We start from the raw sequence: 26254 nt of genomic DNA on the forward strand, positions 1-26254 counted from the left end.
ATCAATGCGGAGTCAACGGAACATGAATGCATTCTGGGATGAATGGTTGAGGCAAAAGGGCGTGGTCCGCGGTGAAAACGGGCAAGCGTCGTTGGCATCCCATCTGGAGCAGGTGGCTGCCTTGGAAAATGGATCGGTATTGGCCCCGCTGGAAAACTTTGTGTTGATCCGGGTGGAGGGCGAGGATGCCGCCGGGTTTCTGCAGGGACAGTTGTCAAATGATATTCGCGAAGTGACGGCGGTCTGCGCGCAGTACAGCACCTATTCCACCGCGAAGGGACGCATGCTGGCCAGTTTTCTGATCTGGCAGCATGAGGGCGCTTATTGCCTGATGGTTTCCGCCGATATCGCCGAGGCTGTTGCCAAAAGGCTCGCCATGTTTGTGTTGCGTTCCAAGGTGAAGGTGACGCTGGATCGAGATTGGTCGTTATTGGGGATGTCCGGCATTTTGGCCAGGAGCGAGTTGCAAAAACATTTCCCTGGCCTGGCTTCGTTGGGAAAAATGCAGGTTGAAGCCCAGTCTGAAGCCGCGCTGGTGGCTTTGCCGAATGGCGGCTATTTGCTGGCGTTGAAAGACGGCTGCGGGATCGGCGAGGACATCGCCCGCGCGGAAGGCTTGCAGGCTGCGCTGGCGCAAGCCTGGGCATTGCGGGATATTCAGGCTGGAATCGCTTGGGTGGTGCAGGCGACACAGGAACAGTTTGTGCCGCAAATGGCGAATATGGAATTGATTGGCGCGGTCAACTTCAAGAAGGGATGCTATCCAGGCCAGGAAATTGTCGCGCGCAGCCAGTATCTGGGCAAGATGAAGCGCAGGATGTTCAAGGTGTCATTTGATACCGCTTTGCCGGTTGGGGCCAAGCTTTATAGTCCGCAATTGCCGGATCAGTCGATAGGCATGCTGGCGGCTGTATGTCAGTTGAACGATTCCTCTTATCTGGGCTTGGCCGTGGCGCAATCTCAGACGTGGGAAGCTGGCATATTTGCCGATGAGGAACATACTATTGCGCTGCATCGGCTGGAATTGCCGTATGCCATCGAATCCGTGACAGAATAATGGGTAATCCATTTTCTTTTTAATCCTTGACTTGCGCCATTTCGATTGGCTACATTACATCCTGTAAATCGTTAAACCAATAATCAAGGGAACATGTCATGGATCTGTCCAAGCTGGAATTCACCGCGCTGGTCGCACTGAAGGCTGACGTAGAAAACGAAATCAAGCGTCGCGAAGTGGAAGAAAAATCCAAGGCCAAAAAGCAGATTATCGAACTGGCCCGCGCCTATGGCTTGAGCGTGGAAGACGTGCTGAGCAAGGCCGTGGCGGTGCGCAAGCCGGTGGAAGCCAAGTATCGCCACCCCAGCGACAGCAACCTGACTTGGACTGGCCGCGGCCGCAAACCGGCTTGGGTGCAGGCTTGGATCGACAGCGGCAAAAAGCTGGAAGCCCTGGCTATCTAAGTTTGGATTCATATAAAGAAAGCGCCGACTCGGCGCTTTTTTTTTCTAATGGTTTTCTTGCCCGGCAGCAGCGAGCGTCGCTGCTTGCTATAAATAGTGATGGCAGCCTGCGCAGGCGGAACACCGCTCGGCTCGGGGGCCTAACGATACTGGACAAGAGCATGCTGGATTTCTTCGCAAGGGGATCCAAGGGCAAGCAGGATCCCTTGGCCAACGCATCGTCGGCGAAAGCCTATGCGGAAAAGCTGAAACAGGAGTTCGGCGCCGGCGCGCACGACAAGGTTGCCGAGTTGCTGGCGGGCTTGAACTCGCCTTCTTTGGAACTATCCGCAGACCAGCTTGAGGCGGTGCTGGCGTTGAATCAGGAAACGCAGGCGTTGCACGATACCCTGTGCGTGCAATACCTGATGAATGCCCGCATGCCCAAGGTACTGGAAACTCAACTGCGCGCGCAAATCCTGAATTACGGCAAGCAATTTACCGATTTTTACCAATATGCATTACCTGTCCAGCCAGATAATCCTAATGGCGTAAAGGTGCAAGAGCATTTGCCTTTGGTGCTGGCGCGGATGTTTTATTACCTTGCCGAGTATGCCAAATGGCAGTATGTGAGAAATTACCAGCCAGACGAAGTATTCTGGCTGAATGCCAATCAGCTGTATCGATTCGCCGAGCAGCGCGGCTGGGATAGCCGGCCGGTATTTCTTTTTGGCGAGAAGAACGGCGCGACCACGGTCCAGGATCAGTATCTGGCATTGCATATGATGTCGGTGCTGAGCAATGGCAATCTCAACGCCCGGCAAGTGAATTTCTCCTATGAGTTGCTGGCCTTGCTCAGCAATCGCATGACAATCAGCAAGTCTTATTTCGCCGACGCCAGTTTCTGCGTGTCTTTGGCCGAGCCCAAGCCCGCCGCGCGGGTGAAAGGGGAGGCTGGCGAATGGGCGCGTTACTGGAATACGGCCGAGTTGGTGGAAATTCTGCATGGCTGGGCGATCGTGATGGAGGCGAGCCGAATTCCGGCCGAATTGAAACGCCTGATCGAGCCTGGCATCGACGCGTCGTTGCTGCGCATCTTGACCCGGGAGTGGGCGGCCAAGCCGGTGTTGTTCGAGCGCGCGGAACGGGTGGCGGTCAGCGACCGGCAGGTGGAGGTCGCGCATCGCCTGCATCTGCTGCACAAGCTGATTCGCAGGCCGGACGAGGAGCAGATGCAGGGCCAGCGAGGCGTGGACAAGGATAGCTACGAGGATGCGGCCAATATCCGCATCTATGGCTTCGTCACCAGCCGCAAGCGGGACAAGACGCTGTCGCCGTTGCCCGCCACCAGTTCGCTGTCGTTGTCTGGAGAGACCGCGGAAGCAGGGTTGCCGCAGGAGTTTCAGCGCTGGTCGCTGGAGAATGTCAGCCAGACGGGCTTAGGCGTGTCGCTGGATGTGATGGGAAACGAGTGGGTCAGCCTGGGCAGCTTGATCGGCTTTCGCGAGCCGGAGCAGGAGGGTTGGAGCCTGGGCATCATCCGCCGCGTCAAGCGCACCGGCCGGGAGCGCATCTATCTGGGGGTGGAAACGCTGAGCACGCGGCCATTGGCGGCGTCGCTGCGGCCGACCGATACCCGTCTGATCGATCCCACGCTGCCGCCGGACCAGGTCTGGCTGGCCGGCCACATCAGCCTGTTCATGCCATATCGGCGCGCGGGCAAGGTGATCAACGCGTTGATCTTGCCCTTGTCGCTGTACATGCTGGGCAAGCAGTTCTACATGACTGCCCGGGGCAAGCATTTCCAGATCGCCCTGGGCAAGGTGCTGGAAAAAGGCAGCGATTGGTGCATGGCCGAGGTGGAGCTGGTGAAGGCGCTGGACAAGCTGCCCGTGGCGATGTGAGCGCGAGCGGGGCATGAAAAAAGCCGGCGATCGCCGGCTTTTTCATTTGGAACGCGGATTATTCGCCGCGTGCCAGATCATTGAGCACCGCGTAGATCGGGCTGAGGGCGGATTCGCCCAGGCGCAGGCTGCGCTGGCCGTTCCAGCCGAAGTCGTCGTCGGGCAGGTTGTGATTGTCCTTGAACGGCATTTCCAGCGTGAAGGCGAGACAGCCGAACTGTTCGCATACCCAGTTGGTGGCGATGCTCATATTGGCTTTGCCGGCTTCGTTGCGCGGGTAGCCGTGCTCGGTCTGGAAATCGGGGCTGGCCAGCAGGAAATGGTGGCGGAAGCTGTCCGCGAGCTTTTCCAGTTTGGCATTCCACGACGGCACGCCTTCGGTGCCGGCCAGGAATACATAAGGTATGTTCTCATCGCCGTGGATGTCTAGGAACAGATCTACGCCGGTTTCCAGCATTTTCTGGCGAACCACCAGCACTTCCGGGCTGGTTTCCGCGCTGGGGTTCGCCCACTCGCGGTTCAGGTTGGCGCCGGCGGCGTTGGTGCGCAGATTGCCCAGCACCGAGCCGTCCGGGTTCATGTTGGGAACCACGTAGAAAGTGGCGCGGTCCAGCAGCGCGCGGCTGGTGGGGTCTTGCGGATCGAGCAGGCGGTTGAGGAAGCCCTCGACAAACCATTCCGCCATGGTCTCGCCCGGATGCTGGCGAGCGGTGATCCAGATCTTCAGGTCCGACTCCACCTCGTGGCCGATGGTCAGCAGGTTCATGTCGCGGTCCTGCACGGTGGAGCCTAGGTCGGATACCTGGCACAGGCCGGAGCCCTGGGCCTGGCCGATCAGGTTCAGGTGCTGATCGTAGCTGTAGGGCTCGAAGTAGGCGTAGTAGATGCTGCCTGACAGCGGCACGTGTTCGATCACCATCACGCCGTCTTCGTAGTGGGTGGGCACGCGGAACCAGTTGACGCGGTCGTAGGAGGCCATCGCCTGGTAGTCCACCCAGCCCTGCGGGTAAGCGCATTCGGCGGCGTTGAGGAAGCGGAAGGTGCAGTGTTGGTAGGCAGCACCTTGCACGCGGAAGTAGAACCACTGCGCGAAGTCGGCCGCGTTGTCGCGGCAGATGCGCAGTTGGATGTCTTCAAGGCTGTCGGCGGAGACGATCTCGATACTGCCGGCGTCGAAGTTGCTGCTGATTTTCATGCGGGGGAACCTGTCGTGCTTGCTCAATCTGGTAAAGCGGGATTGTACCGCCGCAGCGTGGAGCGCGCATCCGTTAATGCGAAAACCCCGCCGTGAAGGCGGGGTTGCGGCGAAGGGCGCTGGCCCTCAGGCCTCAGACGGTGGCGCCGCGCTTGGCGGAGTTCTTCACCGCGTCGGCGGTGGCGCTGGTGGCGGCCTTGACGCTGCTGTCGGTGAATTCGGCCACTTGCTGGGCGGCCTTGCTGAAGGTGTTGACCGCGGCTGCGGCTGCGGCTACCGAGGTTTTCACCGCGTTCAGCGTGGCGTCGGAGCCGGCGGGCGCGCTCTTGGCCACGGATTCGATCGAGCTGATCAGCGATTTGTTGAACAGGCCTACGCTCTCCTCAACCAGCTTGCTCAGCTCGCTTTGCGTGCCGGAGACCACTTCGTACAGATCGCGCGAATGGTTGACGAGCTTGTCGATGGACTGGGTGGCCAGCTTGTTCAGGTGGTTGATCGCTTCCTGGGAGTCCTTGAATTCGGTCAGTTGTCTGGCGGCCTTGGTATGGTCTTCCAGCGACTGCTTGGACGCTTCCAGTTGCAATTTGACCAGGCGCTCCGTGCTGTCCAGCGCGATCTGGGCGAAGCGCAGGGTGGACTCGAGGCCGGTCAGGGAAAGCTTGTTCAGCTGTTCGTTGTTGTAGGACATGGTGTAAAACCTCCATTGCGTGGAAAATGGGGTCCGACTGTGTTCCGTTGAAGTGGTATTGTGCGCCGCACAATGACGCGTAAATGTAGCACAAGGGGCAAAGGGGTGGTAGAAGATTTGCTCTAGTTTGTTGTATTTATGTTAGATTGCCAGCGCACAACACCACGAAGATAAACCAGGAGCGATAAATGAGTGTTGAGAAACGGGTCATCAAGAAGTACCCGAACCGCCGTCTGTACGATACCGCCACCAGTTCCTACATCACTTTGGGTGATGTCAAACAGTTGGTTCTGGACAATGTCGACATCCAGGTGGTGGATGCCAAGACTCAAGAAGACATCACCCGCAGCGTGTTGCTGCAGATCATTCTGGAAGAGGAAAACGGCGGCATGCCGATGTTCAGCTATGAGGTGCTGACTCAGTTCATCCGCTACTACGGCCAGGCGATGCAGGGCATGATGGGGCCTTTCCTGGAGAAGAACCTCCAGCTGTTTTCGCAGCTGCAGCAAAAAATGCAGGAACAGACCCGCGCGATGTATGGCGACAACGCGATGCTGAACACCACGATGTGGGGCGAGTTCATGAAGCTGCAGGGGCCGGCCATCCAGAACATGATGGCCAACTACATGGAGCAGAGCACCGGCATGTTCCTGGAGATGCAAAACCGCATGCAGGAGCAGACCAAGCAGCTGTTCGGCGGATTCGGTTTCCCGGGCTATCCGGGTTCGGAGGACAAGGACAAATCCTGAGCGGCGAAAGCGGCAGGGATCATGAAGGGCCGGGGATGGAAACGCTCCGGCCTTGTTTTTTGCCTGTGTTTTGACAGCCGGGGAAAGCGAGCATGACGGTTGAAGACGAGCGCCTGCGGCGAGCGCAGCGGCTGCACCTGTCCGGCGACGCGGAGGCGGCGGAATCAGCCTACCGCGATCTGCTGGACGATGAGGCTCAGGGCGCCGCCGCCAGGCATTGGCTGGGCTTCCTGCTGATGCAGCGGGACCGCGCGGATGAAGCGCTGCCGTTGCTGGAGCGGGCGGTGGCGGCGGATGGCGGCCATGCCGAGTGGCATTTCAATCTGGGGCTGGCCCGCGCGCGGATGGGGCAGGACCAAGAGGCGGTGAGCGCGCTGAGCGAGGCCGCCCGGCTTGACCCGGCCCGTTATTTCTACTGGACCAATCTGGGCGCGCAGCTGATGCGGGCCGGCCGGGACGCCGAAGCCGAGCAGGCGTTGTGCCATGCGGTGTCGCTGAACCAGCATTGCCCGGATGCCTTCCATCTGCTGACCGGCATGCTGCTGCGGCTGGGACGCCACGGCGAGGCCCGGCGCTGCAATGCCTTGGGCGTGCTGGCCGAACCGCCCGGGGCGATGGCGCCCATCGCGGTGGGACAGGCATTGTGCGAGCTGGGGCGGCATGAGGAGGCGAGAGCGCTGGCTCAGGATTGGCTGCGGGAGCGGGGCGACAGCCCAGTGGCCCGGCACATGCTGGCGGCGTTCGGCGGGGGAGAGGCGCCGGATTCCTGCGACGCCGAATACGTCGGCAGCGCCTTCGACGCCGCGGCGGCCAGCTTCGATCAGGATCTTGCGCGCCTGCGCTATCAGGGCCCGCAATGGACGTCGGCTTGCCTGTCCCGCCTGGGCATCGCGGCGCAATCGCTGTCCGCGCTGGACCTGGGATGCGGCACCGGGCTGGTCGGCGAGGCGGCGCGGCCTTACGCCAGCCGGCTCGATGGCGTGGATCTGAGCGCCGGCATGCTGGAGCGGGCCAGGGCCAAGGGAATATACGACAGCCTGGATGAGCGGGAACTGCGTGACTTTCTCCGGACAGGGGGCGGGGCTTACCAGTTGATCGTCTGCATGGACACGCTGCCTTACTTGGGCGAACTGGAAGAGCTGTTCATCCTGTTGGCGGCGCGGGCGATGCCTGGCTGCCTGCTGCTGTTCTGCACCGAAAGCCTGGACGACGGCGAGGCCGGCGATTTCCGGCTGCATCACAGCGGCCGCTACCGCCACCATGTCCGTTATCTGGACCGCTTGCTGCAAGAAGGTTGGGCGGTACTGGAAAGAACGCGGATGCCGGTCAGGGACGAGTCCGGCTGCCCGGTGTGGGGCGACTTCGTCTGCGCGCGAAAACGCTAGGCGTTATGAGTGATTCGAAACAAACTGCCATGGTATTTGGATGGTATTTGTAATTAATTCATATTGATCAATTGCTCTATTTTGGATATTCATAAAGCCATCGCCATGCGCAGACGAGTGGCATCGTTTGCGTGTGTTTTTCGTCAATCTCATGAAGGATGACCGCGATGCACGCCAAAACCACGCTTCCCTTGCTGCTGCTGCTTTCGCTTTCCCCTCTGGCCCATGCCCTGGGCAAGACCCCGGGCACTTATACCAACTACCGGTTCCCCGCCGCCGCGTCGGCTGGCATGGATGCCGTTGATTTCACCATCAAGGTGGACCGCGATCCAGGCTATTCCGCCAATGTGTACTGGGCCAACCAGTTCGATCTGGTCGGCACGTCCGGCGCTTATACCGGCATGCAGAGCAATGGCGGCGGCAAGCGCACCTTCCTGTTTTCCGCCTGGGACACCACCGATGCCAAAGCGGGCAGCGCCGGCAGTTACTGCACCACTTTCTCCGGAGAAGGCACTGGCCGCAGCTGCCGCATCCACGTGGACTGGACGCAGGGGCATAGCTACCGCTTCCACGTCGCTTACGAGGCTGGCGGCTGGCTGGGGGTGACCGTCACCGATCAGACCAGCGGCGCGTCGTTCAAGCTGGGCAGCATCAAGACCGCGGCGAGCAAGATCTCGCCGCACAATATGGTCAACTGGGCCGAATACTTCGAGTGGAACAGCAATCGCGCCACCTGCCTGGGCCAGCCCTATAGCAAGGCGACATTCGGGGTCCCGTCCGGCTTCGTCGCCGGCAGGCTGGTGCCGGGCAGCATCAGCGGCACCTCGGTCAGCGACGCCTGCCCGGCTTTTTCCAAGGTCACGGCCTACAGCCAGAGCAGCGCGCAGGAAAACGGCATCGGCAACAGCACCCGAGGACCGATCGCCAACGGCAGCCAGTGCCTGGACGCCAGCGGCGGCGCGAGCGAGGGCGCGGCGGCGATTGCCTACGGCTGCCACGGCGGCGGCAACCAGGCCTGGGTGCATGCTAAGGATGGCTCGCTGCAGCTGAAGGACAACTATTGCCTGGAAGAGCATGGCAGCGGCGTCGACATCCGCAGCTGCAGCGGGACATCCGCCTGGACGCGCAGCGGCAGCGCGATACGCAGCGCCAAGAGCGGCCTGTGCCTGAGTGCCAACCGTTCCGGGCAGCCGGTCAGTCTGCTGCAATGCGGCGGCACGGCCAATCAGAGCTGGAGCTTGCCGACGCGCTGACGGGAGCGGGGCGAGTCCGGCCGAGACTGGCCGGATTCGGTCAGCCCTCGACCGCCGTTTGCAAAAACGCGGCCTGAAACAGGCACATCCGCAGCGCGCTGCGGTAACGGCCATTGACGAAGAACTCGTCTATCAGCTCGCCTTCCGGCTGGAAACCCAGCTTCTGGTAAACGTGTATCGCCTTGGCGTTTTCCTTGTCGACGATCAGGTACAGCTTGTACAGGTTGAGCACGGCGAAGGCGTAGCGCATCGCCAGCCGGGTCGCCTGGCTGGCGTAGCCGCGGCCCTGGTGTTCCGGGTGGATGATGATCTGGAACTCGGCGCGGCGGTGGATGTAATCGATCTCCACCAGCTCGACCAGCCCCACCTTGCGCGCGCCATCCTCGACCACGAAACGGCGTTCGTTCTGATCGTGGATATGCTTGTCATACAGGTCCACCAGTTCGACGAAGGCCTCGTACGGCTCCTCGAACCAATAGCGCATGATGTTGGCGTTGTTGTTCATCTCGTGGACGAAGGCCAGATCGTCCCGTTCCAGCGGGCGCAGTTTGAGATTGACGGCAGGGGACGGCATTTGGGTTTCCTATGCATGCGAGGGGGAGAATGGAAATCGGCAGGCGTCGACGCGACAGCGGTGTGACCGACGCGCGGCGCGCGAGTTCTGGAGCGGGGAGCGGTGTCGCCGCAATTGGCGGCGCGCGAACCATGGCGGGATGTTTGGGGAGAGAGCATGAAAGGGAGTGCTCGAGGCTTGCTGCGTCGCTCTGCGCCTTTCCGTTTAAACCAAATGGGTATCGTTAGACAAACCGTTGTATAATCGCGCGATTTTGTTTCCGCCCAAGACGTTGAACATGAACAAGACTCCCCGTGTCGGGTTCGTCTCCCTTGGTTGTCCCAAGGCCGCGAGCGATTCCGAGCAGATACTGACCCGCCTTCGCGCCGAAGGCTATGAAATCGCTCCTTCCTATGATGGGGCTGACCTGGTGGTGGTGAACACCTGCGGTTTCATCGACTCCGCCGTAGAGGAGTCGCTGGACGCCATCGGCGAAGCGCTGAACGAAAACGGCAAAGTGATCGTCACCGGCTGTCTGGGGGCCAAGGGCGATGTGGTGCGCGATGTGCATCCGTCGGTCTTGGCCGTGACCGGCCCGCACGCCACCGATGAAGTGATGACCGCGGTGCATACCCACCTGCCCAAGCCGCACGACCCCTTCGTCGACCTGGTGCCGGATATCGGCGTGCGCCTGACGCCCAAGCATTACGCCTACCTGAAGATTTCCGAGGGCTGCAACCACCGTTGCACCTTCTGCATCATCCCGTCGATGCGCGGCGATCTGGAAAGCCGTCCCATCCACGACGTGCTGCGCGAGGCGGAGAGCCTGGCCAAGGCCGGCGTCAAAGAGATTCTGGTGATCTCGCAGGACACCTCGGCTTACGGCGTGGACACCAAGTACAAGCTGGGCTTCCACAACGGCCGCCCGGTGAAGACCCGGATGACCGAGCTGTGCGAGGAGCTGGGCAGCCACGGCATCTGGGTGCGCCTGCACTACGTCTACCCGTACCCGCACGTGGACGAGGTGATTCCGCTGATGCGCGACGGCAAGATCCTGCCGTATCTCGACATCCCGTTCCAGCACGCCAGCCAGAAGGTGCTGAAGCTGATGAAACGGCCGGCCAACAGCGACAACGTGTTGGCGCGCATCAAGAAGTGGCGCGAGATCTGTCCGGAACTGGTGATCCGCTCCACCTTCATCGTCGGCTTCCCCGGGGAGACCGAGGAAGACTTCGAGGAACTGCTGGCATTCATCCGCGAGGCGGAGCTCGACCGCGTCGGCTGCTTCACTTACTCACCGGTCGAGGGCGCCACCGCCAACGAGCTGCCGAACCCGGTGCCGGAAGACGTGAAAGAAGCCCGCAAGGAGCGCTTCATGGAGGTGCAGGCCGAGATCAGCGCGCGCCGCCTGGAGCGCCGCGTCGGCCAGACCTTGAAAGTGCTGGTGGACGAGATCGATGACGAGGGCACCGCGGTGTGCCGCAGCTATGCCGACGCGCCGGAGATCGACGGCCTGGTGTTTGTCGAAGACTCGACTGGCATGCAAGCGGGCGAGTTCTACCAGGTGGAAATCGTCGATTGCAGCGAGCACGACCTGTGGGGCGAGCGTCGCTGACGCGCGCCTCGCGGACAAGACAAAGCGCCGGATTTCGATCCGGCGCTTTTTTATTTCGCACAGGATAGAATTTTTGACATTCCGGCCCTTGCGGCAAGATGGTTAACGGTATAATGGCCGTCAGCTTATGACGAGGCCATGTTTGTCAATGTCCTATTCGATTCAAACCCTGGCCGACATCGCATCCTGCGATCTCCTGTGTTGCCCGCCGTCCCTGCCCATCCGCGAAGCCGCCAGCCGGATGATGGCGGCCGCCTGCAGCTCCATCGCCGTGCGCGACGAAAAAGGAGAGGTGCTGGGCCTGTGGACCGAATCCGATGCGCTGGAGGCGTCGCTGGGGCGCCGCGATCCGGACTTGCCGGTGGGGCAGGCGATCAGCGCGCAGTTGGCCAGCCTGCCGCACGACATGTCGTTGCAGGACGCGGTGGAGGCCTTCCGCCGCCGCCAGCTGCGCCACGCGCTGGTGTGGAAGCGCGGTCAGCCGCTGGGCATCGTCACGCTGACCGACATCGTCCGCAATCAGGGGCTGGAATCCTTTCTGATCGTCAAACGCATCCGCGACCTGCCCGGGCCGCCGGCGCGGTCGCTGCCGGCGGCGGCCACGCCGCGCGAGGCGATGGAGCGGATGCGCGAGCAGGGTTTGTCGGCGCTGGCGGTGGCGCTGGAGGATGGCGGGCACGGCATCGTCACCCAGCGCGACGTGCTGCGCTGGCTGGCCTCGGACCAGTTGCCGCCAACCCTGGGCGAGGGCTGCCGCCGCCCGCTGATCGGCGTGTCCGAATTTTCCAGTTTGCTGCAGGCCAGGCGTTTGCTGCAGCAGCACAATATCCGCCACCTGGCGGTGTTTGGCGACGATGGCCGCCTGCTGCGGCTGCTGGGCTTCGACGACATCGTGCAGGGCATCGAACACGAATACCTGCACGAGCTGAACGAGGCGCTGCGTCAGCGCGACGAGGCCTTGCAGCAGTCGCGCCACAGCCTGCTGCTGGCCGACAAGGTGTTCGAGTCGACGATGGAAGGCATCATCATCACCGACCGCAACGGCGTGATCCAGTCGGTGAATCCCGCTTTCGCCCGCATCACCGGCTACAGCCGGGAAGAGGCGCTGGGCAAGACGCCGGCCTTGCTGAAATCCGGCAAGCAGCCGCCGGAGTTTTATCAGCAGCTGTGGCGCTGCTTGCTGCGCGACGGGCGCTGGCAGGGCGAGGTGGTGAACCGGCGCAAGGGAGGCCTGCTGTACACCGAGCACCTGAGCATCACCGCGATCCGCGACGCCAACGGCGAATGCCTGCACTACGTGGCGGTATTTTCAGACATCACCCAGCGCAAGCAGGCCGAGGAGCGGCTGCATTTCCTGGCCAACCACGACGCGCTGACCAGCCTGCCCAACCGCACGCTGTTCCTGGAGCGGCTGCAGGGCGCGGTGGACCGGGCCGGCGCGGCCGGCCAGCAGCTGGCGCTGCTGTTCATCGACCTGGACCGCTTCAAGCTGGTCAACGACACCTTGGGCCACTACGCCGGCGACCAGTTGCTGATCCACATCGCGCGGCAGCTGCAATCGCGGCTGCTGCCCACCGAGACCGTGGCCAGGCTGGGCGGCGACGAATTCACGCTGCTGCTGGAAGGCGCCGCCGGCGAAGCCCAGGTGGCGGCGCGGGCGCAGGCGATGCTGGACGCGGTCACCGAGCTGTCCGGCGTGGCCGGCCAGCAGATGTTCATCTCCGCCAGCATAGGCATCAGCATGTTCCCGCTGGACGGCCGCGACGCCGACACGCTGCTGGTGCACGCGGACACCGCGATGTACCGCGCCAAGGACGGCGGCAAGAACGGCTTCCAGTTCTACACCCCGGACATGAACGCGCGCGCGTTGGAGCGGCTGAAGCTGGAATACAGCCTGCACCGCGCGCTGGCGCAGCAGGAGCTGGAGCTGTGGTACCAACCCAAGGTGGCGCTGGACAGCGGCGAGCTGGTGGGTGCGGAGGCGCTGCTGCGCTGGCGGCATCCCGAATTGGGCCTGGTGCCGCCGGATCGTTTCATTCCCATCGCCGAGGAGAGCGCGCTGATCGCGCAGATCGGCGCCTGGGTGCTGGAAACCGCTTGCGCCGATGCCCGCCGCTGGCGCGACGCCGGCCTGGCGCCGGGCCGCCTGGCGGTGAATGTGTCCGGCCGCCAGCTCAAGCACGGCGACTTCGTCGCCGAGCTGGAGCAGACGCTGGCCCGCCATGGCCTGGATAGCGGCGCGCTGGAGCTGGAAATCACCGAGAGCGTGGTGATGGAGGACGCCGGCGGCATGGTGGACACGCTGTTCCGGCTGCAGAATCTGGGCATGTATCTGTCCATCGACGACTTCGGCACCGGCTATTCCTCGCTGTCCTATCTGAAGCGCTTGCCGGTGCGCGGGTTGAAGATAGACCGCTCCTTCATCGACGATCTGCATTGCGACGGCGACGACGCCGCCATCACCAGCGCCATCGTCTCCATCGCTCGCAGCCTGGGGCTGGACGTGGTGGCGGAGGGGGTGGAAGAGGAGGCGCAGCGGCGTTTCCTGCTGGAGCAGGGATGCAACTGCGCGCAGGGCTATCTGTTCAGCAAGCCCTTGCCGCCTGAGGCGTTCGCCTCGATGTTGGAGGCGCGGTCGCCGGTGGCGATGGCGGGGCGATGAGCGGCTTCAGGCGTCATGCCAATTGTCCGCCCACCGGAATGCGGACCTGCTGCTGATTGGGCGCTGGGCCGACCCAGCTGATGGCGACATCGATGGGAAAGCCCCCGGTATTCCTCAAGACGCCGGTTTTCTGCGTGTTCGTGATGGTGCCGTGCGGCCAGGCATGTTGGGAGGCTTTGATGAATAGGTGCTCAAGGTCGTAGTTTTGGCCGTCCAGAGCGATCATCAGATTGGGCACGGCGTAGCCCGGGGCATTGGTCCAGTTGGCCGCGCCATTGTTCCGGTAGCGCATGGTGCCGAGGAAGGCGTAAATATTGTTCAGCACCTGTGGCGCGAAGCCCAGCTCGAAGCATACGCCCTGCCGGCCGGCGAAACGATTGCGCAAGTTGTCGGAGATGCCCATATACCTGTTTTCTTGAGGGTTGTTCTGGTTGAGGATGATGTATAGGCCGGGCTGGTTGACGAAGGCCGCCGGCAAGGCGGTGGGCACGCCGGGGTTCGCGGGTAGCAGCTGGTTGAGGGGAATGGCGGCGTTAAGCCGGTATTGAACTTCAGCCATGTCGGTTCTCCTGAGGATGGTTGCGCAAGCAAGACGCGCCTGGGGTGTCCGGGGATGCCGCCGCCGGCTGGGTGGGCCGTGAGATAGGGACGGCTTTATCTGTAACGAGACGGCGCAGGAGTCGTGAATGGCGGGAGTGCTTAGAGCCGCTAACAAAACCTCGCAGAGAACCTGAGCCAAGGCGCGCCGACGCAGGCAGTACCAGTAGTACGGCAAGGAGGCGCAACGCAGGATCAGGGGTTTTGTTAGCGGGTCTTAGGCAGGGAGAGGGCAAGCCTGGAGTGAGGGCGTGAAAAACGCCGGCGTGGCGGCCGGCGTCGATTGCAGTTTGCTGGCGAGACCGCCCGGGTCTCAGCCGCCGATCCTGTCCTTGCCCATGAACGGACGCAGCACGCTCGGCACAGTCACGCTGCCGTCGGCGTTCTGGTAGTTTTCCAGAATGGCCACCAGGGTGCGGCCCACCGCCAGGCCGGAGCCGTTCAGCGTGTGCACCAGTTGGTTCTTGCCGTTTTCGTCCTTGTAGCGCGCCTTCATGCGGCGAGCCTGGAAATCGGTCATGTTGGAGCAACTGGAGATTTCGCGGTAGGTGTTCTGCGCGGGCAGCCACACTTCCAGATCATAGGTCTTGGCGGAGCCGAAACCCATGTCGCCGGTGCACAGCGTCACCACGCGGTAGGGCAGTTCCAGCGCCTTCAGGATGTTCTCGGCGTGGCCCACCATCTCTTCCAGCGCGGCGTAGGAGTGTTCCGGCTTCTCCACGCGCACCATTTCCACCTTGTCGAACTGGTGCTGGCGGATCATGCCGCGGGTATCGCGGCCGTAGCTGCCTGCTTCGGAGCGGAAGCACGGCGAGTGCGCGGTCATCTTCTTCGGCAGCTCGCTCTCTTGCAGGATGGTATCGGCGACGGTGTTGGTCAGCGTCACTTCCGAGGTGGAGATCAGGTATTGCGGCGCGGCTTCTTCGTCGCCGCCGCGGGTCACCTTGAACATGTCCTCGGCGAATTTGGGCAACTGGCCGGTGCCCAGGAGCGCGGTGTCGTTGACGATGTACGGGGTGTAATGCTCTTCGTAGCCATGGCTGCCGGTATGGGTGTTCAGCATGAACTGGGCGATGGCTCGGTGCAGGCGGGCGATGTCTCCCTTCAGCACGGTGAAGCGGGCGCCGGACAGCTTGGCGCCGGTGTCGAAATCCAGGCCCAGCGGGGCGCCGACGTCGACGTGGTCTTTCACTTCGAAGTCGAACTGGCGCGGCACGCCGACGCGGCGGGCTTCCACGTTGTCGTTTTCATCCTTGCCGGCCGGCACCGATTCGTGCGGCAGGTTGGGGATCACCAGCAGCCAGGCGTCCAGCTTGCCCTGCACGCCGTCGAACGCCTGTTCGGCGGCTTTCAGCTCGTCACCCAGGGTGGCTACTTCGGCCATGATGGCGGAGACGTCTTCACCCTTGCTCTTGGCGATGCCGATCTGCTTGGAAGTGGCGTTGCGCTTGGCTTGAAGTTCCTGCATCCGGGATTGCAGGGACTTGCGCTCGGCTTCCAGCTGATTGAATGCGGCGGTGTCCAGGGTGTAGCCGCGGTCCGCCAGACGGGCGGCGACGGCTTCGATGTCATTGCGAAGTAGATTGATGTCGAGCATGATTATTCCTGTTTTTCACTATCGGGATCTTGCTGGGCGTCTGCATCCAGCTGACGCAAAAAGGCCAGTTTATCCTGAATCTTGCTTTCCAGCCCGCGCGGCACCGGACGGTACCATTCGATGTCTTCCAGCCCCTCCGGAAGATAGGTTTCCCCGGCGGCGTAGGCGTGGGGCTCATCGTGCGCGTAGCGGTAGGCGTGGCCGTAACCCAGTTCCTTCATCAGGCGGGTGGGCGCGTTCCGCAAGTGTACCGGCACCGGGCGGGATTTGTCCTGTTTGACGAAGGCGCGGGCCTGATTATACGCGTTGTATCCGGCATTGCTCTTGGCGGCCACCGCCAGATAGATCACCGCTTGTCCCAGCGCAAGTTCGCCTTCCGGACTGCCCAGCCTTTCGTAGGTCAGCGCCGCGTCGTTGGCGATCTGCATCGCGCGCGGATCGGCCAGGCCGATGTCCTCCCAGGCCATGCGCACGATGCGGCGCGCCAGGTAGCGCGCGTCGGCGCCGCCGTCCAGCATGCGGCTGAGCCAGTACAGCGCGGCGTCCGGATTGGAGCCGCGCACCGATTTGTGCAGCGCCGAGATCTGGTCGTAGAAGGCGTCGCCGCCCTTGTCGAAGCGGCGCGCGTTCAGCGTCAGCACCTCTTCCAGAAAAGCCGGGTCGATGTCCGCAGCGCCGCGCGTCTGCGCCGCGGTGCGGGTCTGTTCCAGCAGGTTCAGGAAGCGGCGGGCGTCGCCGTCGGCGTAGCCGGTCAGCGTGGAGACGGCCGCGTCGTCGAAATTCAGCCCATCCAGCGCGCCTTCCGACCGCGCGCGCTCGAACAATTGCTTCAGCTCATCCTCGCTCAGGCTGTTCAGCACATAGACCTGGGCGCGCGACAGCAGCGCGGAATTGACCTCGAACGATGGATTTTCGGTGGTGGCGCCGATGAAGGTGATCAGGCCGGATTCGACGAAGGGCAGGAAGGCGTCCTGCTGGCTCTTGTTGAAGCGGTGAACCTCGTCGACGAACAGGATGGTGCGTCGGCCGGAGCGCTGCAGCACGGCATTGGCGCGCTCAACCGCCTCGCGGATGTCTTTGACGCCGGCGAACACCGCCGAGATCGGGATGAACTCGGCGTCGAAGCTGGCGGCCAGAATGCGCGCCAGCGTGGTCTTGCCCACGCCGGGCGGGCCCCACAATATCATCGAGTGCGGCTTGCCGGACGCCACCGCCAGGCTAAGCGGCTTGCCCGGACCGATCAGATGCTGCTGGCCGATCACCTGATCGAGCGCCTGCGGACGCAAGGCCTCGGCCAGCGGTTTTTGCGGTTCGACGGAAAAAAGATCGGACATGGCGCGACTTGGGCGGGATGGAGCGGAGAAACAGTATACCAGTTGGGGACCGGCATGAAAAAAGCGCCAGCCAGGCGCTTTTTGCTTGCATGTCATTGGAATGTCGTTAGTCTATGGCGTCTGGCCGAGCCAAAGCCGGGCTGTTGAGAGGCCTTGCGCCCAGGCTCTGAGGCTAGCGCGCGGCCCGCTTGGAGAGGGACAATTTCCCAAGGCCGCGCGGTGGTTTGCAGGGGGATTTGAACGGCGTTTTATGGCCGGAAAAATCGGTAGAATTTCAGAGTGGGTTTTTATCTTTAAAAATCAGCAGTTTGAAAATGGTGTGTTCCCCACGCACGTGGGGATGAACCGGGCGATTTGCGGGCCTTCTGGCGCGCGTTCATGTGTTCCCCACGCACGTGGGGATGAACCGACTAGCGCAGCAGGTATGTACCAGATCAATCTGTGTTCCCCACGCACGTGGGGATGAACCGGTGAAAGCGGACTGCACGGCGCGCGCCATGTTGTGTTCCCCACGCACGTGGGGATGAACCGATGATGAACCGCGTGGCCGACCCCGGCGAGCGGTGTTCCCCACGCACGTGGGGATGAACCGCAGGAGGAGTTCGCGCAGTTCCTCCAGGACAAGTGTTCCCCACGCACGTGGGGATGAACCGTCCAGCTGCTCCAGCGCCAGACCCAGCGCGCCGTGTTCCCCACGCACGTGGGGATGAACCGGGATATGACGATTACGCGCGCTGCCAGTTTGCGTGTTCCCCACGCACGTGGGGATGAACCGGCAACTCAGTAATGAGCTAGTTCAGTTGAAATGTGTTCCCCACGCACGTGGGGATGAACCGAACGGGCGCGGTGGAATGCGCAGCTTTGTATTGTGTTCCCCACGCACGTGGGGATGAACCGCGCGGCAAACATATCTGATGGAGTTGATCGCCGTGTTCCCCACGCACGTGGGGATGAACCGTGGGGGCGGGACATGGAAACCGGCGAGCTAGTGTGTTCCCCACGCACGTGGGGATGAACCGGGTATTGGGCGACATGGGCGTCAAGGGCCCGAGTGTTCCCCACGCACGTGGGGATGAACCGCCTCGATGGCGACGAAGACATTCGAGACCGTGGTGTTCCCCACGCACGTGGGGATGAACCGCGCCTGTTCCACATGCCACGTAGAGCCTTGACGTGTTCCCCACGCACGTGGGGATGAACCGTCTCACGCGCTACGCCTGAAAGCAGCCTTGCTGTGTTCCCCACGCACGTGGGGATGAACCGCGGCGACTGCCCGATCAGAAATTCATTGTTCAGTGTTCCCCACGCACGTGGGGATGAACCGACCCGCGCATTCCGGCCGACGCGCCGCGCGCCGTGTTCCCCACGCACGTGGGGATGAACCGGGTTTTGCCGCTGCCAGGAGTGGCGGTTAATAGTGTTCCCCACGCACGTGGGGATGAACCGGGGGTTTGCAACTAGAATCTTTTTTCGGATCAGTGTTCCCCACGCACGTGGGGATGAACCGCTGAGTGGCGATTACCTACGCGAAGCGCTGGAGTGTTCCCCACGCACGTGGGGATGAACCGCACGAAGACATGCGTCCGTATCTGGCGTCAGGAGTGTTCCCCACGCACGTGGGGATGAACCGCGTTCGCCAGCGTGACCGATGGTTCGATCAGTGTGTTCCCCACGCACGTGGGGATGAACCGCCGTGAGCCCGCCTGTGAGCGTGAGAATCTGGCGTGTTCCCCACGCACGTGGGGATGAACCGCGGCCTGGTCAGTCGATAAAACTGGACAACGCGTGTTCCCCACGCACGTGGGGATGAACCGGTCAGGCCGCTAACTGGACCACGCCGCTGTGGGTGTTCCCCACGCACGTGGGGATGAACCGTGCTACTTGGGGAAAAATTGGATTGGCTGCCCGTGTTCCCCACGCACGTGGGGATGAACCGCCCAGCCGGCTGGCAGCCTCCGCCGGCGTCAGGTGTTCCCCACGCACGTGGGGATGAACCGCTGTAATCCAGATCGGGGTTTGTCCAGACGACGTGTTCCCCACGCACGTGGGGATGAACCGTTGTTCCGCGAGACCTACCACGAGATTCCAGAGTGTTCCCCACGCACGCGGAGACGATTTTTCGATTAGCAGTTGGCGCATAGGGGAGCGTGGCCCATATCCGCTTCTGTCTGCCAGCCCCAAGCCCGAAAACAAAAAAGCGCCCCGTGGGGCGCTTTTCTCGGCACAACAATCCAGAAGGCTTAGGCGCGCTTCTTGAATTCGTTGGTGCGGGTGTCGATTTCGATCTTTTCGCCGGTGTTGACGAAGGCCGGAACCTGAACTTCGAAAGTGGTGCCAACCAGGCGGGCCGGCTTCAGCACTTTGCCCGAGGTGTCGCCGCGCACGGCCGGTTCGGTGTATTCCACTTCGCGGACTACGGTGGTCGGCAGTTCTACGGAGATGGCCTTGCCGTCGTAGAAGGTTACCTGGCAGATGTCTTCCATGCCGTCGACGATGAAGTTCAGGGTGTCGCCCAGGTTGTCGGCTTCCACTTCGTACTGGTTGAACTCGGTGTCCATGAACACGTACATCGGGTCGGCGAAGTAGGAGTAGGTGCAATCCTTGCGATCCAGCACCACCACGTCGAACTTGTCGTCCGCGCGGTATACGGCTTCGCTGCCGGCGCCGGTCAGCAGGTTCTTCATCTTCATCTTGACGACGGAGGCATTGCGGCCGGATTTGCTGAATTCAGCCTTTTGCACGACCATCGGATCGCTGCCGACCATGAATACGTTGCCAGCGCGCAGTTCTTGTGCGGTTTTCATGCTTGTCTAATCCCAAACTCTTGAAATGAAGCCGGGAAAGATTCCCGACAAAACGCGGTATTCTAGCTGATCTCGGCCGCAAAGTGCAGCAGTCTGGCGACAAGATCCCCATCCTCCAATAGATGCTGTTGCCAGTTTGTCGCATGTTTGCGCCAGTCCGGCAGCCAGGTCGCGGCGTCGCGCCAGGCTGCGGCGATGTCGCCATCGCGGTTCCAGGCCAGGTTCAGCGCATGCAGCGCGGCGGCCATTTCGGCCGGCAGGCCGGCGCAGTACTGGCCGAGGAAGGCTTCCAGCTTGGCGAGGTGGGCATCGTCCTCCTGCGGGTAGATGTGCCACAACATCGGCCGCGCCGCCCATTGCGAGCGCACCAGGCTGTCCTCGCCGCGCACGCAGTTGAGGTCGCAACCCCACAGCAGGCGGTCGTAATCGTCCTGATCGCTCAGCGGCAGCACGTGCAGGTCCAGATTGCCCAGGCGGGCGTGGTCGCCGGCTTGCAGCGCGCGGCCGAACAGGCCGGCGACATCGGGCAGCACCTTGCCTTCCGGCACCAGGCAGCGCACCGGCAGCGGGCCGTCGGCCCAGGCTTGCAGCAGCCGCGCGGCGGCCGGGTTGTGGTAGGCGAACAGGCTGACGCGCAGCTCGCCGGCCGCGCGCGGCGGCAGGCCGCGGCGCAGCCAATAGTCGTTTTGCGCGGCCTCGTCCGCTTGCCAGGCTGTTCGCGCGTCTATCAGACCGTCCTCGCAGATCAGCCCGCCGCTGGCGGCGTCGAAGCCGGGGAAGAAGAAATGCTTGATCAGCGGCAGCCTGGGGTGGGGAGAGGGCAGCTTGTGATGGCTGAGGGTCCAGTCCTCGGCCGACAGGTATTCCAGATTGATCCACGCCGGCTTGACCGCCCGGGCAGCCATCGCGTTCTCGAAGCTGTCCGGCAGGCGGCAGGCGAAAGCCTCGATCACCGCGTCGGCGGGAGCGATGCCGGCGCGGAAGGCGGCTTCAGTCCAATGGCGGATGTCGATGCCGGCCAGCGTTTGCTGCGGCAGCGCCGGGTCCAGCCCCGGGGCGATGCGGGCGAAGCTGGCCAGATCGTCCACCCACAGCCGCACGTCGTGGCCGTGGTCGCGCGCCAGCCGGCGCGCCAGGCGCCAGGCGACGCCGATGTCGCCGTAGTTGTCGATGACGGTACAGAAGATATCCCAGCTGCGAGGTGGCATGAGGCGAAACGGATGAATGGACAAACGCCGGCAGCTTAGCACGGAAGCCCGGCGGTTGCTCTCGGCCTGGCGCAGGGCGGGTGGGACGGCCTTATAATCCTATCCATGCCGCGTCTTCTCGCCCTGTTCCTGATCGCTTTCTGCCTGCCTGCCCGCGCCGATGTCGCCGCGCTGCAGGCCGCGCTGCGCGCCGCGCGCCCGCAGGCGGAGACGGCGGTGGTTGCCTTGCAGCAGCTGGACGCCGCGCTGCTGCGGCCGGATTCGCTGTATCCGGCGCTGGGCCAGCTTCCTTTGGCTGAATTGCAGGCGCTGTACCGTCACGGCGGCCAGTGCCGCGCGCCGTGGCCGGCGCTGCCGGCCGACCTGCAGCGCTTCGAGCGGGCGCTGTGCGATGGCGAGGCGCTGCCGTCGGCCTGGTTCGCCGCCCATCCCATTCATCCGCTGGGCGGCAGCTACGCCTGGCACTATCTGCAGCGCCATCCCGATTCCGCGTCCGCCTTGCGGCCCTATCTGCATGTGCGCGAACGGCCGGAGGCCTTCGCCGGCATCGGCAAGCTCGGCGACGACAGCCTGGCCGCGCTGCTGTCCGGCGAGCGCTGGCTGCTGGACGGCGGCGATTTATGGTGGCGAGACGGCGCGTCCTGGCGCCGCTACGGCGCCGCACAATGGCGGCCGCTGGCGGAGGCGGCGGGCTTGGCCTTGAGTCCGCTGGCAGACGGCGACGCCTGTCCGCAGCCATTGGGCCGGATCTGCGCGCGGCCGTTGCCGCCGTCGCCATGGTGGTGGCGGGCGTTGGCCGGGTTCTCGCTGCTGGCGGCGGCCGGCGTGCTGGCTTACGGCTGGCTGCAGCGCCGCCGGCTGGAGCGGGAGCGGCGCTTTGTGCTGCAGATGCTCACCCACGAATTGCGCACCCCCATCGCCGGCCTGGGCAATGTGGTGGAGGACTTCCGCTCCGGCTTTGATCAATTGCCGCCCGGCGCGCAGCAAGGCTTCGGCCGGCTGGCCGACGGCGTGCTCAAGCTGCGCCAGCTGGCCGATGCCAGCCGGCATTACCTGGCGGCGGACGGCCGGCTGGAAGCGCCGCAGCCGCTGCCCTTGTCTGAGTGGCTGGACAACGTCGCGGAACGCCACGGAGCGACTTATTGTCTGGATCAGGATAGAAATCTGAATCTGCCCGTCTATTGGCTGGGCCTGTGCCTGGACAATCTGCTGCGCAATGCCCGCCAGCATGGCCAGCCGCCGGTTCGCATCCAAGCGGGTTGGGAAAGAGGCCGGCTGCGGCTGGCGGTGAGCGACGGCGGCGCGCTGCCGCGCTACCGGCTGTCCTTGCTGCGGCGCGAGCTGAGCGCCAGCGCCGGCATGGGGCTGGGCCTGGCCATCGTGCGGCGGGTGATGAAAAGGCTGGGCGGCCGGCTGGCATTGGAAGGGCCGCCGACGACATTCACGCTGGAGTTGCCGTGTGACGATATTGCTGATTGAAGACGACGCCGAATTGGGCGCGGGCCTGCGCCAGTTCCTGCGACAGCAGGGCTACGACTGCCTGTGGCTGCGCGACGGCGGCGAGGTGGCCGCCCACTGGCGGCAGGCCGAACTGGCGATCCTGGACCGCCAGCTGCCGGATGGCGACTCGCTGCGCCTGCTGCCGCAGTGGCTGGCGCTGAAGGCGTTGCCGGTGATCGTGCTCACCGCCCGAGTGGAGCTGGACGACCGGGTAGCCGGGCTGGAAGCCGGCGCGCGCGATTATCTGACCAAGCCCTTCGCCCATGTCGAGTTGCTGGCCCGCGTGCGCGCCCAACTGCGGCCGCTGGGCGAGGGGCTGCTGGCTTGCGGCGATCTCAAGCTGTTCCCAGCCCGGCAGGCGGCCGCTTGGCGCGGCGGCGAGGTAGCGCTCACCCGCACCGAATTCGACTTGCTGGCGATGCTGGCGCGGATGCCGGGCCGGGTGTTCACCCGCGGCGAATTATTGAACCAGGTGTGGGGCTACCAACATTTCCCGTCCACCCGCACCGTGGACACTCACGTGCTGCAACTGCGGCAAAAGCTGCCAGACATCCCGATCGAAACCGTGCGCGGCGTCGGCTATCGCTTGTGCGAGGCTGGGGCGTGAGGCCGCCGGTTTGGCTGGTTCTGGCCTGGATGGCGCAGGCGGCCGCCGCGCCGCTGCTGCCCGCCACGCCGCTGGAGCCGGCCTACCACGCGCTGTTCTCCGGTGACCGCACCGGCGCCTGGCGCCAGTTGGACGCGTTGGGGGCAGCATTGGCCAGCGCCGCGCAGCGCCAGGCCTGGCTCGTGTTGCAGCGCGAGATGGCGTCTAGCCAGTGCGGCCGCGACGCGCCGGCTGCGCCGCCCGCCTGGCTGGGCGACCTGGAGCTGGACCTGATCCAGCGCGACATCCCGCTCAGCCGCAGCTACAACGTCAGGCTGAACGGCGTCAGCCCGCGACGCGACCTGCGCTGGTCGCTGCGGCTGCCGGACGGCCGCGAGTTGCTGGCCGGCGCGAAGACGCGTTACGACGGCCGGCAGTTCGAGCTGGAAAGCGAGGATCAGGCGGCCGTGCTGCCGCCCGGCGTCTACCGGTTGACCGCGCAAAGCGGCGGCGAAACCTGGCGGCAGGACCTGTCGCTGCTTGGCATGGCCGCGCAAGACTGGCTGCGGCGCGAAGGCCGCAAGCTGGCGCCGCATCCGCCAGTCCTGCCATCCGCCTGCCCGCGGCCTTGGCTGGAGCAGGCGCTGCTGTCGCAGCCGGATTTCGAATTGCGCTGGTGGCAGCGGCGCGAGCTGGGCCAGACGCTGCGCTGGCCAGCCAACCCTGGCGGCATGAGGCTGTGGGCCAGCGTGTCGCTGCTGCGCGCCGAGTTCCGCGGCCCCATCGCCATCCGCCAGATCCACCGTGTGGCCGCGCCGCTGGGCCAGTTCTGACATTATCCTGACAATCGTCCATCCCTTTTGCGTTGCAATGCGGTCTATTCAAATGACTGATTTGCGGGAGAGGGAATGACGCGTCTGATCAAAATGCTGCCGTTGGCTGCGGCGCTGGGCCTGCCGTTGCCGGTTTGGGCCGGGCTGGTGTTGCAGAACCCGGAATGGAAAGTGGAGCTGGAGCCGGCCACGCTGGCGCTGAAGGTGACAGCGGCAGGCGAGCCGGCGCGGCCGGTGTCCGATGGCGTGCCGGCGCGCAAGGTGTCCGCGCTGCGCCAGGATGATCAGTCAGCCGACTGGCAATGGGACGATGGCCGTTACCGTTGGCAGGCCAGGCTGCAGGGCAGGGATCTGACGCTGACCCTGAACGCCAAAGCGCCGGGCAGGGTGGAACTGCTGCGCCAGCCGGCATCGGCGATGGGCAAGGGCCTGCTGCTCCCCTTGGCCGAGGGCAGCTACATCCCGGCCGGCAGCAAGCAGTGGCGCGATTTCCTGCCTGGTTTCGCCGGCGACGGCCTGGATACCACGGAAAACCTCAGCCTGCCGCTGTGGGGCATGGACCATGGCCGCCGCAGCCTGCACTGGCTGCTGCTGGAACCGTTCAACAATCAATTGGCCATCCGTGCCGACGGTTCGAATCTGGCGCTTAGCCTGAGCCACGAATTCAACCCGCTCAATCAGCAACGGCCGATGACGCTGCTGCTGCGGCTGGCCGACGACAATCTGTTGGCCGGCGCGCAGCGCTACCGGCAGTGGCTGATCAATGAAGGCCGTTATCAAACGCTGGCCGACAAGATCAAGGCGCAGCCGGACACCGTCAAGCTGATCGGCGCCAGCCATGTCTACCTGTGGGGCAATAATCTGCTGGATGCGTCCGACGTGCGCGACTGGCCGGCCTTCCTCACGCTGCTGCGCGGGCCGGACCCGCTGGCCGCCAGGCTGCGCGGCCGCTTCGACGCCGAGGCCGGCAAGGTTTTGCGCCAGGCCGGCTCCAAGCCAGACCACTACCAGCAACGCGTGCTGATGGAGGCCGTCAACCAGGCGCTGACCACCGAAGCCCGCGCCGGCTGGCTGGGCAAGAAGCCGGACTGGGAGCGGATGGCCGCGCCCTATCTGCGGCTGCGCGCGCTGGCGGAGCGGCTGTTCGGCCCCGCATTGCAGCCGGACGCGTCGCGCTGGGGCGGCGGCTTGTCGCGCAAGACCATAACGGCTTTGCAGGAGGCCGGGCTCAAACGGCTGTGGCTGGGCGCGGACAATTGGGAAGGCGGCCTGTGGCAGCCGCAGGCGGTGAAAGCCGGCGTGGACGCGGGCTATCTGGTGACGGCTTACGACTCCTATGAAACCGCGCTGAAGCCAGGCTACCGCGAAGACTGGCTTTCCGCCCAGCAGGGAGAGGCCGTCTACCGCCAATGCGGCGTTACGCTGGCCAACGGCAAGAAAAAGGCCGGTTTCCAGCAGTCCGGCTATTACACCAATCCGGACTGCGTGCGCGACACCCTGCAACAGCGCACCCGCGCGCTGCATGCCGCCGCCGGCTTCAACAGCTGGTTCCTGGATGCCTACGCCACCGGGATGGTGTTCGACGATTACACGCCCGGCCGCCAGACCGGCAAGGCGGAGATGGCGGCCGGTTATGAGAAATCGATGCAATGGGTGGCGGATGCCTATCAGTTGCCGGTGGGGTCGGAAATGGGCAATGCCGCCACCAGCCGCGGCATCGCCTTCGCCCACGGCATGCAGGTGCCGGTGATGGGCTGGGGCGACGCCGATTTGCAGAAGAACAAGCAGTCGCCATACTTCCTCGGCCGCTGGCATCCGTCCGACCAGCCGGAAACCTTCTTCAAGAAAGTGCCGCTGAAGCAGCCGTACCGCGACCTTTACTTCGGCGCGCCGTTTCGCTTGCCGCTGTACCAGGCGGTGTTCCATGGTTCGGTGATCACCACCAACCACTGGCTGTACGACAATCTGAAATTCTCCAACGCCTACGCGGACAACCTGCTGGCGCAATGGCTGTACAACGTGCCGCCGCTGTTCCACCTGTCCGCCGCCAGCCTCAAGGCCCGTCTGCCGCAGCTGCAATGCGCCGACCGTGTCTTCCGTCCGCTGCACGAGCGGCTGGCCACTCAGGCGCTGACCGGTTTCGAGTGGCTCAATCCCGAGCATACGCTGCAGCAAACCCGCTTTGCCGACGGCAGCCGCCTCACCGCCAACTTCGCGGCGGAACCTGCCGTCTATGGCAAGCAAACCTTGCCGCCTCAAAGCTTGCTCGCCGAGCTGGCAGGCCAGCCGCCCAGGCTGCTGCGGGTGGCCGATTGCGCGGGCAAGTGAGTCGCTGGAATAATGCCGATGTC

Annotated in this window: 20 protein-coding genes and 1 CRISPR repeat array; of the genes, 12 read left to right on the top strand and 8 right to left on the bottom strand. The window is 63.7% G+C overall.

What is annotated here, in order from left to right; translation table 11 throughout:
* Positions 1–22: 22 nt before the first annotated feature.
* The 3 genes from ygfZ (at position 23) to BKX93_RS19785 (ending at position 3344) form a co-directional block, all read left to right on the top strand.
* The gene (gene ygfZ, locus BKX93_RS19775) at positions 23–1057 is read left to right on the top strand and encodes a CAF17-like 4Fe-4S cluster assembly/insertion protein YgfZ (protein WP_186009448.1); all 1035 of its coding nucleotides are present in this window, start codon (positions 23–25) and stop codon (positions 1055–1057) included.
* 98 nt (positions 1058–1155) lie between these two features.
* A complete protein-coding gene (locus BKX93_RS19780; RefSeq protein WP_021477061.1) occupies positions 1156–1461 on the top strand; it encodes an H-NS histone family protein in 306 nt (101 codons plus the stop codon).
* Positions 1419–3344 (top strand): hypothetical protein, encoded by a 1926-nt coding sequence (locus BKX93_RS19785; protein WP_244887199.1) that lies wholly within the window; start codon positions 1419–1421, stop codon positions 3342–3344. Before BKX93_RS19780 ends, BKX93_RS19785 begins: the two co-directional genes overlap by 43 nt.
* 58 nt (positions 3345–3402) lie before the next feature.
* Here the strand turns inward: BKX93_RS19785 and BKX93_RS19790 are convergent, their stop codons facing one another.
* Positions 3403–4539: a M14 family metallopeptidase gene (locus tag BKX93_RS19790; protein ID WP_070981008.1), complete on the bottom strand. Its 1137-nt coding sequence runs from the start codon at positions 4537–4539 to the stop codon at positions 3403–3405.
* A gap of 133 nt (positions 4540–4672) precedes the next feature.
* Entirely contained in the window at positions 4673–5227 is a 555-nt protein-coding gene (locus BKX93_RS19795; protein ID WP_046158713.1) for a phasin family protein, read from the bottom strand.
* 188 nt (positions 5228–5415) lie between these two features.
* Here BKX93_RS19795 and phaR point away from each other — a divergent pair, with 188 nt between their 5' ends.
* The 3 genes from phaR (at position 5416) to BKX93_RS19810 (ending at position 8614) form a co-directional block, all read left to right on the top strand.
* Complete coding sequence (gene phaR, locus BKX93_RS19800) at positions 5416–5976, top strand: polyhydroxyalkanoate synthesis repressor PhaR (RefSeq protein WP_021477065.1); 561 nt, start codon at positions 5416–5418, stop codon at positions 5974–5976.
* A gap of 92 nt (positions 5977–6068) precedes the next feature.
* Positions 6069–7361 carry a tetratricopeptide repeat protein gene (locus tag BKX93_RS19805; protein ID WP_070981012.1) on the top strand — a complete coding sequence of 431 codons (1293 nt, stop codon included), beginning with the start codon at positions 6069–6071 and terminating at the stop codon, positions 7359–7361.
* Between the two features lie 167 nt (positions 7362–7528).
* The gene (locus BKX93_RS19810; RefSeq protein ID WP_052729434.1) at positions 7529–8614 is read left to right on the top strand and encodes an RICIN domain-containing protein; all 1086 of its coding nucleotides are present in this window, start codon (positions 7529–7531) and stop codon (positions 8612–8614) included.
* Between the two features lie 40 nt (positions 8615–8654).
* On the opposite strand, the gene speG is transcribed toward BKX93_RS19810, so the two are convergent.
* Positions 8655–9188 carry a spermidine N1-acetyltransferase gene (gene speG / locus BKX93_RS19815; RefSeq protein WP_046158714.1) on the bottom strand — a complete coding sequence of 178 codons (534 nt, stop codon included), beginning with the start codon at positions 9186–9188 and terminating at the stop codon, positions 8655–8657.
* A gap of 277 nt (positions 9189–9465) precedes the next feature.
* Between speG and rimO the strand changes: the two genes are divergently transcribed.
* Together rimO and BKX93_RS19825 are read left to right on the top strand one after the other, a co-directional pair.
* Positions 9466–10782, top strand: coding sequence for a 30S ribosomal protein S12 methylthiotransferase RimO (gene rimO, locus BKX93_RS19820; protein WP_070981914.1), 1317 nt, complete (start codon positions 9466–9468; stop codon positions 10780–10782).
* A 148-nt stretch (positions 10783–10930) separates the two neighbouring features.
* The gene (locus BKX93_RS19825) at positions 10931–13444 is read left to right on the top strand and encodes an EAL domain-containing protein (RefSeq protein ID WP_046168499.1); all 2514 of its coding nucleotides are present in this window, start codon (positions 10931–10933) and stop codon (positions 13442–13444) included.
* Positions 13445–13457: 13 nt separating this feature from the next.
* Here BKX93_RS19825 and BKX93_RS19830 read toward each other — a convergent pair whose 3' ends face one another.
* From BKX93_RS19830 to earP, 5 genes are all read right to left on the bottom strand, one after another.
* The gene (locus tag BKX93_RS19830; RefSeq protein ID WP_070981013.1) at positions 13458–14003 is read right to left on the bottom strand and encodes a GIY-YIG nuclease family protein; all 546 of its coding nucleotides are present in this window, start codon (positions 14001–14003) and stop codon (positions 13458–13460) included.
* A gap of 351 nt (positions 14004–14354) precedes the next feature.
* Positions 14355–15638, bottom strand: a complete 1284-nt coding sequence (gene serS, locus BKX93_RS19835; protein WP_046158718.1) for a serine--tRNA ligase — start codon at positions 15636–15638, stop codon at positions 14355–14357.
* 2 nt (positions 15639–15640) lie between these two features.
* The gene (locus BKX93_RS19840) at positions 15641–16972 is read right to left on the bottom strand and encodes a replication-associated recombination protein A (protein ID WP_046158719.1); all 1332 of its coding nucleotides are present in this window, start codon (positions 16970–16972) and stop codon (positions 15641–15643) included.
* Between the two features lie 319 nt (positions 16973–17291).
* Positions 17292–19030: a CRISPR direct-repeat array (repeat unit 29 nt; unit sequence GTGTTCCCCACGCACGTGGGGATGAACCG).
* A gap of 182 nt (positions 19031–19212) precedes the next feature.
* A complete protein-coding gene (efp, locus tag BKX93_RS19845; RefSeq protein ID WP_031296347.1) occupies positions 19213–19776 on the bottom strand; it encodes an elongation factor P in 564 nt (187 codons plus the stop codon).
* Positions 19777–19838: 62 nt separating this feature from the next.
* The gene (gene earP, locus BKX93_RS19850) at positions 19839–20984 is read right to left on the bottom strand and encodes an elongation factor P maturation arginine rhamnosyltransferase EarP (protein ID WP_070981015.1); all 1146 of its coding nucleotides are present in this window, start codon (positions 20982–20984) and stop codon (positions 19839–19841) included.
* A gap of 105 nt (positions 20985–21089) precedes the next feature.
* Here earP and BKX93_RS19855 point away from each other — a divergent pair, with 105 nt between their 5' ends.
* The 4 genes from BKX93_RS19855 (at position 21090) to BKX93_RS19870 (ending at position 26231) form a co-directional block, all read left to right on the top strand.
* Entirely contained in the window at positions 21090–22463 is a 1374-nt protein-coding gene (locus BKX93_RS19855) for an ATP-binding protein (RefSeq protein ID WP_070981017.1), read from the top strand.
* On the top strand, positions 22444–23091 hold the full coding sequence (locus BKX93_RS19860) for a response regulator transcription factor (protein ID WP_070981019.1): 648 nt from the start codon (positions 22444–22446) through the stop codon (positions 23089–23091). Before BKX93_RS19855 ends, BKX93_RS19860 begins: the two co-directional genes overlap by 20 nt.
* Positions 23088–23903 carry a DUF2861 family protein gene (locus BKX93_RS19865; RefSeq protein ID WP_145929345.1) on the top strand — a complete coding sequence of 272 codons (816 nt, stop codon included), beginning with the start codon at positions 23088–23090 and terminating at the stop codon, positions 23901–23903. The genes BKX93_RS19860 and BKX93_RS19865 overlap by 4 nt, the downstream gene beginning before the upstream one ends.
* A 75-nt stretch (positions 23904–23978) precedes the next feature.
* On the top strand, positions 23979–26231 hold the full coding sequence (locus BKX93_RS19870; RefSeq protein WP_070981020.1) for a glycoside hydrolase: 2253 nt from the start codon (positions 23979–23981) through the stop codon (positions 26229–26231).
* The last annotated feature ends 23 nt before the right edge of the window (positions 26232–26254 follow it).

This window comes from Chromobacterium vaccinii, assembly GCF_001855275.1.
Classification (GTDB): Bacteria; Pseudomonadota; Gammaproteobacteria; order Burkholderiales; family Chromobacteriaceae; genus Chromobacterium; species Chromobacterium vaccinii.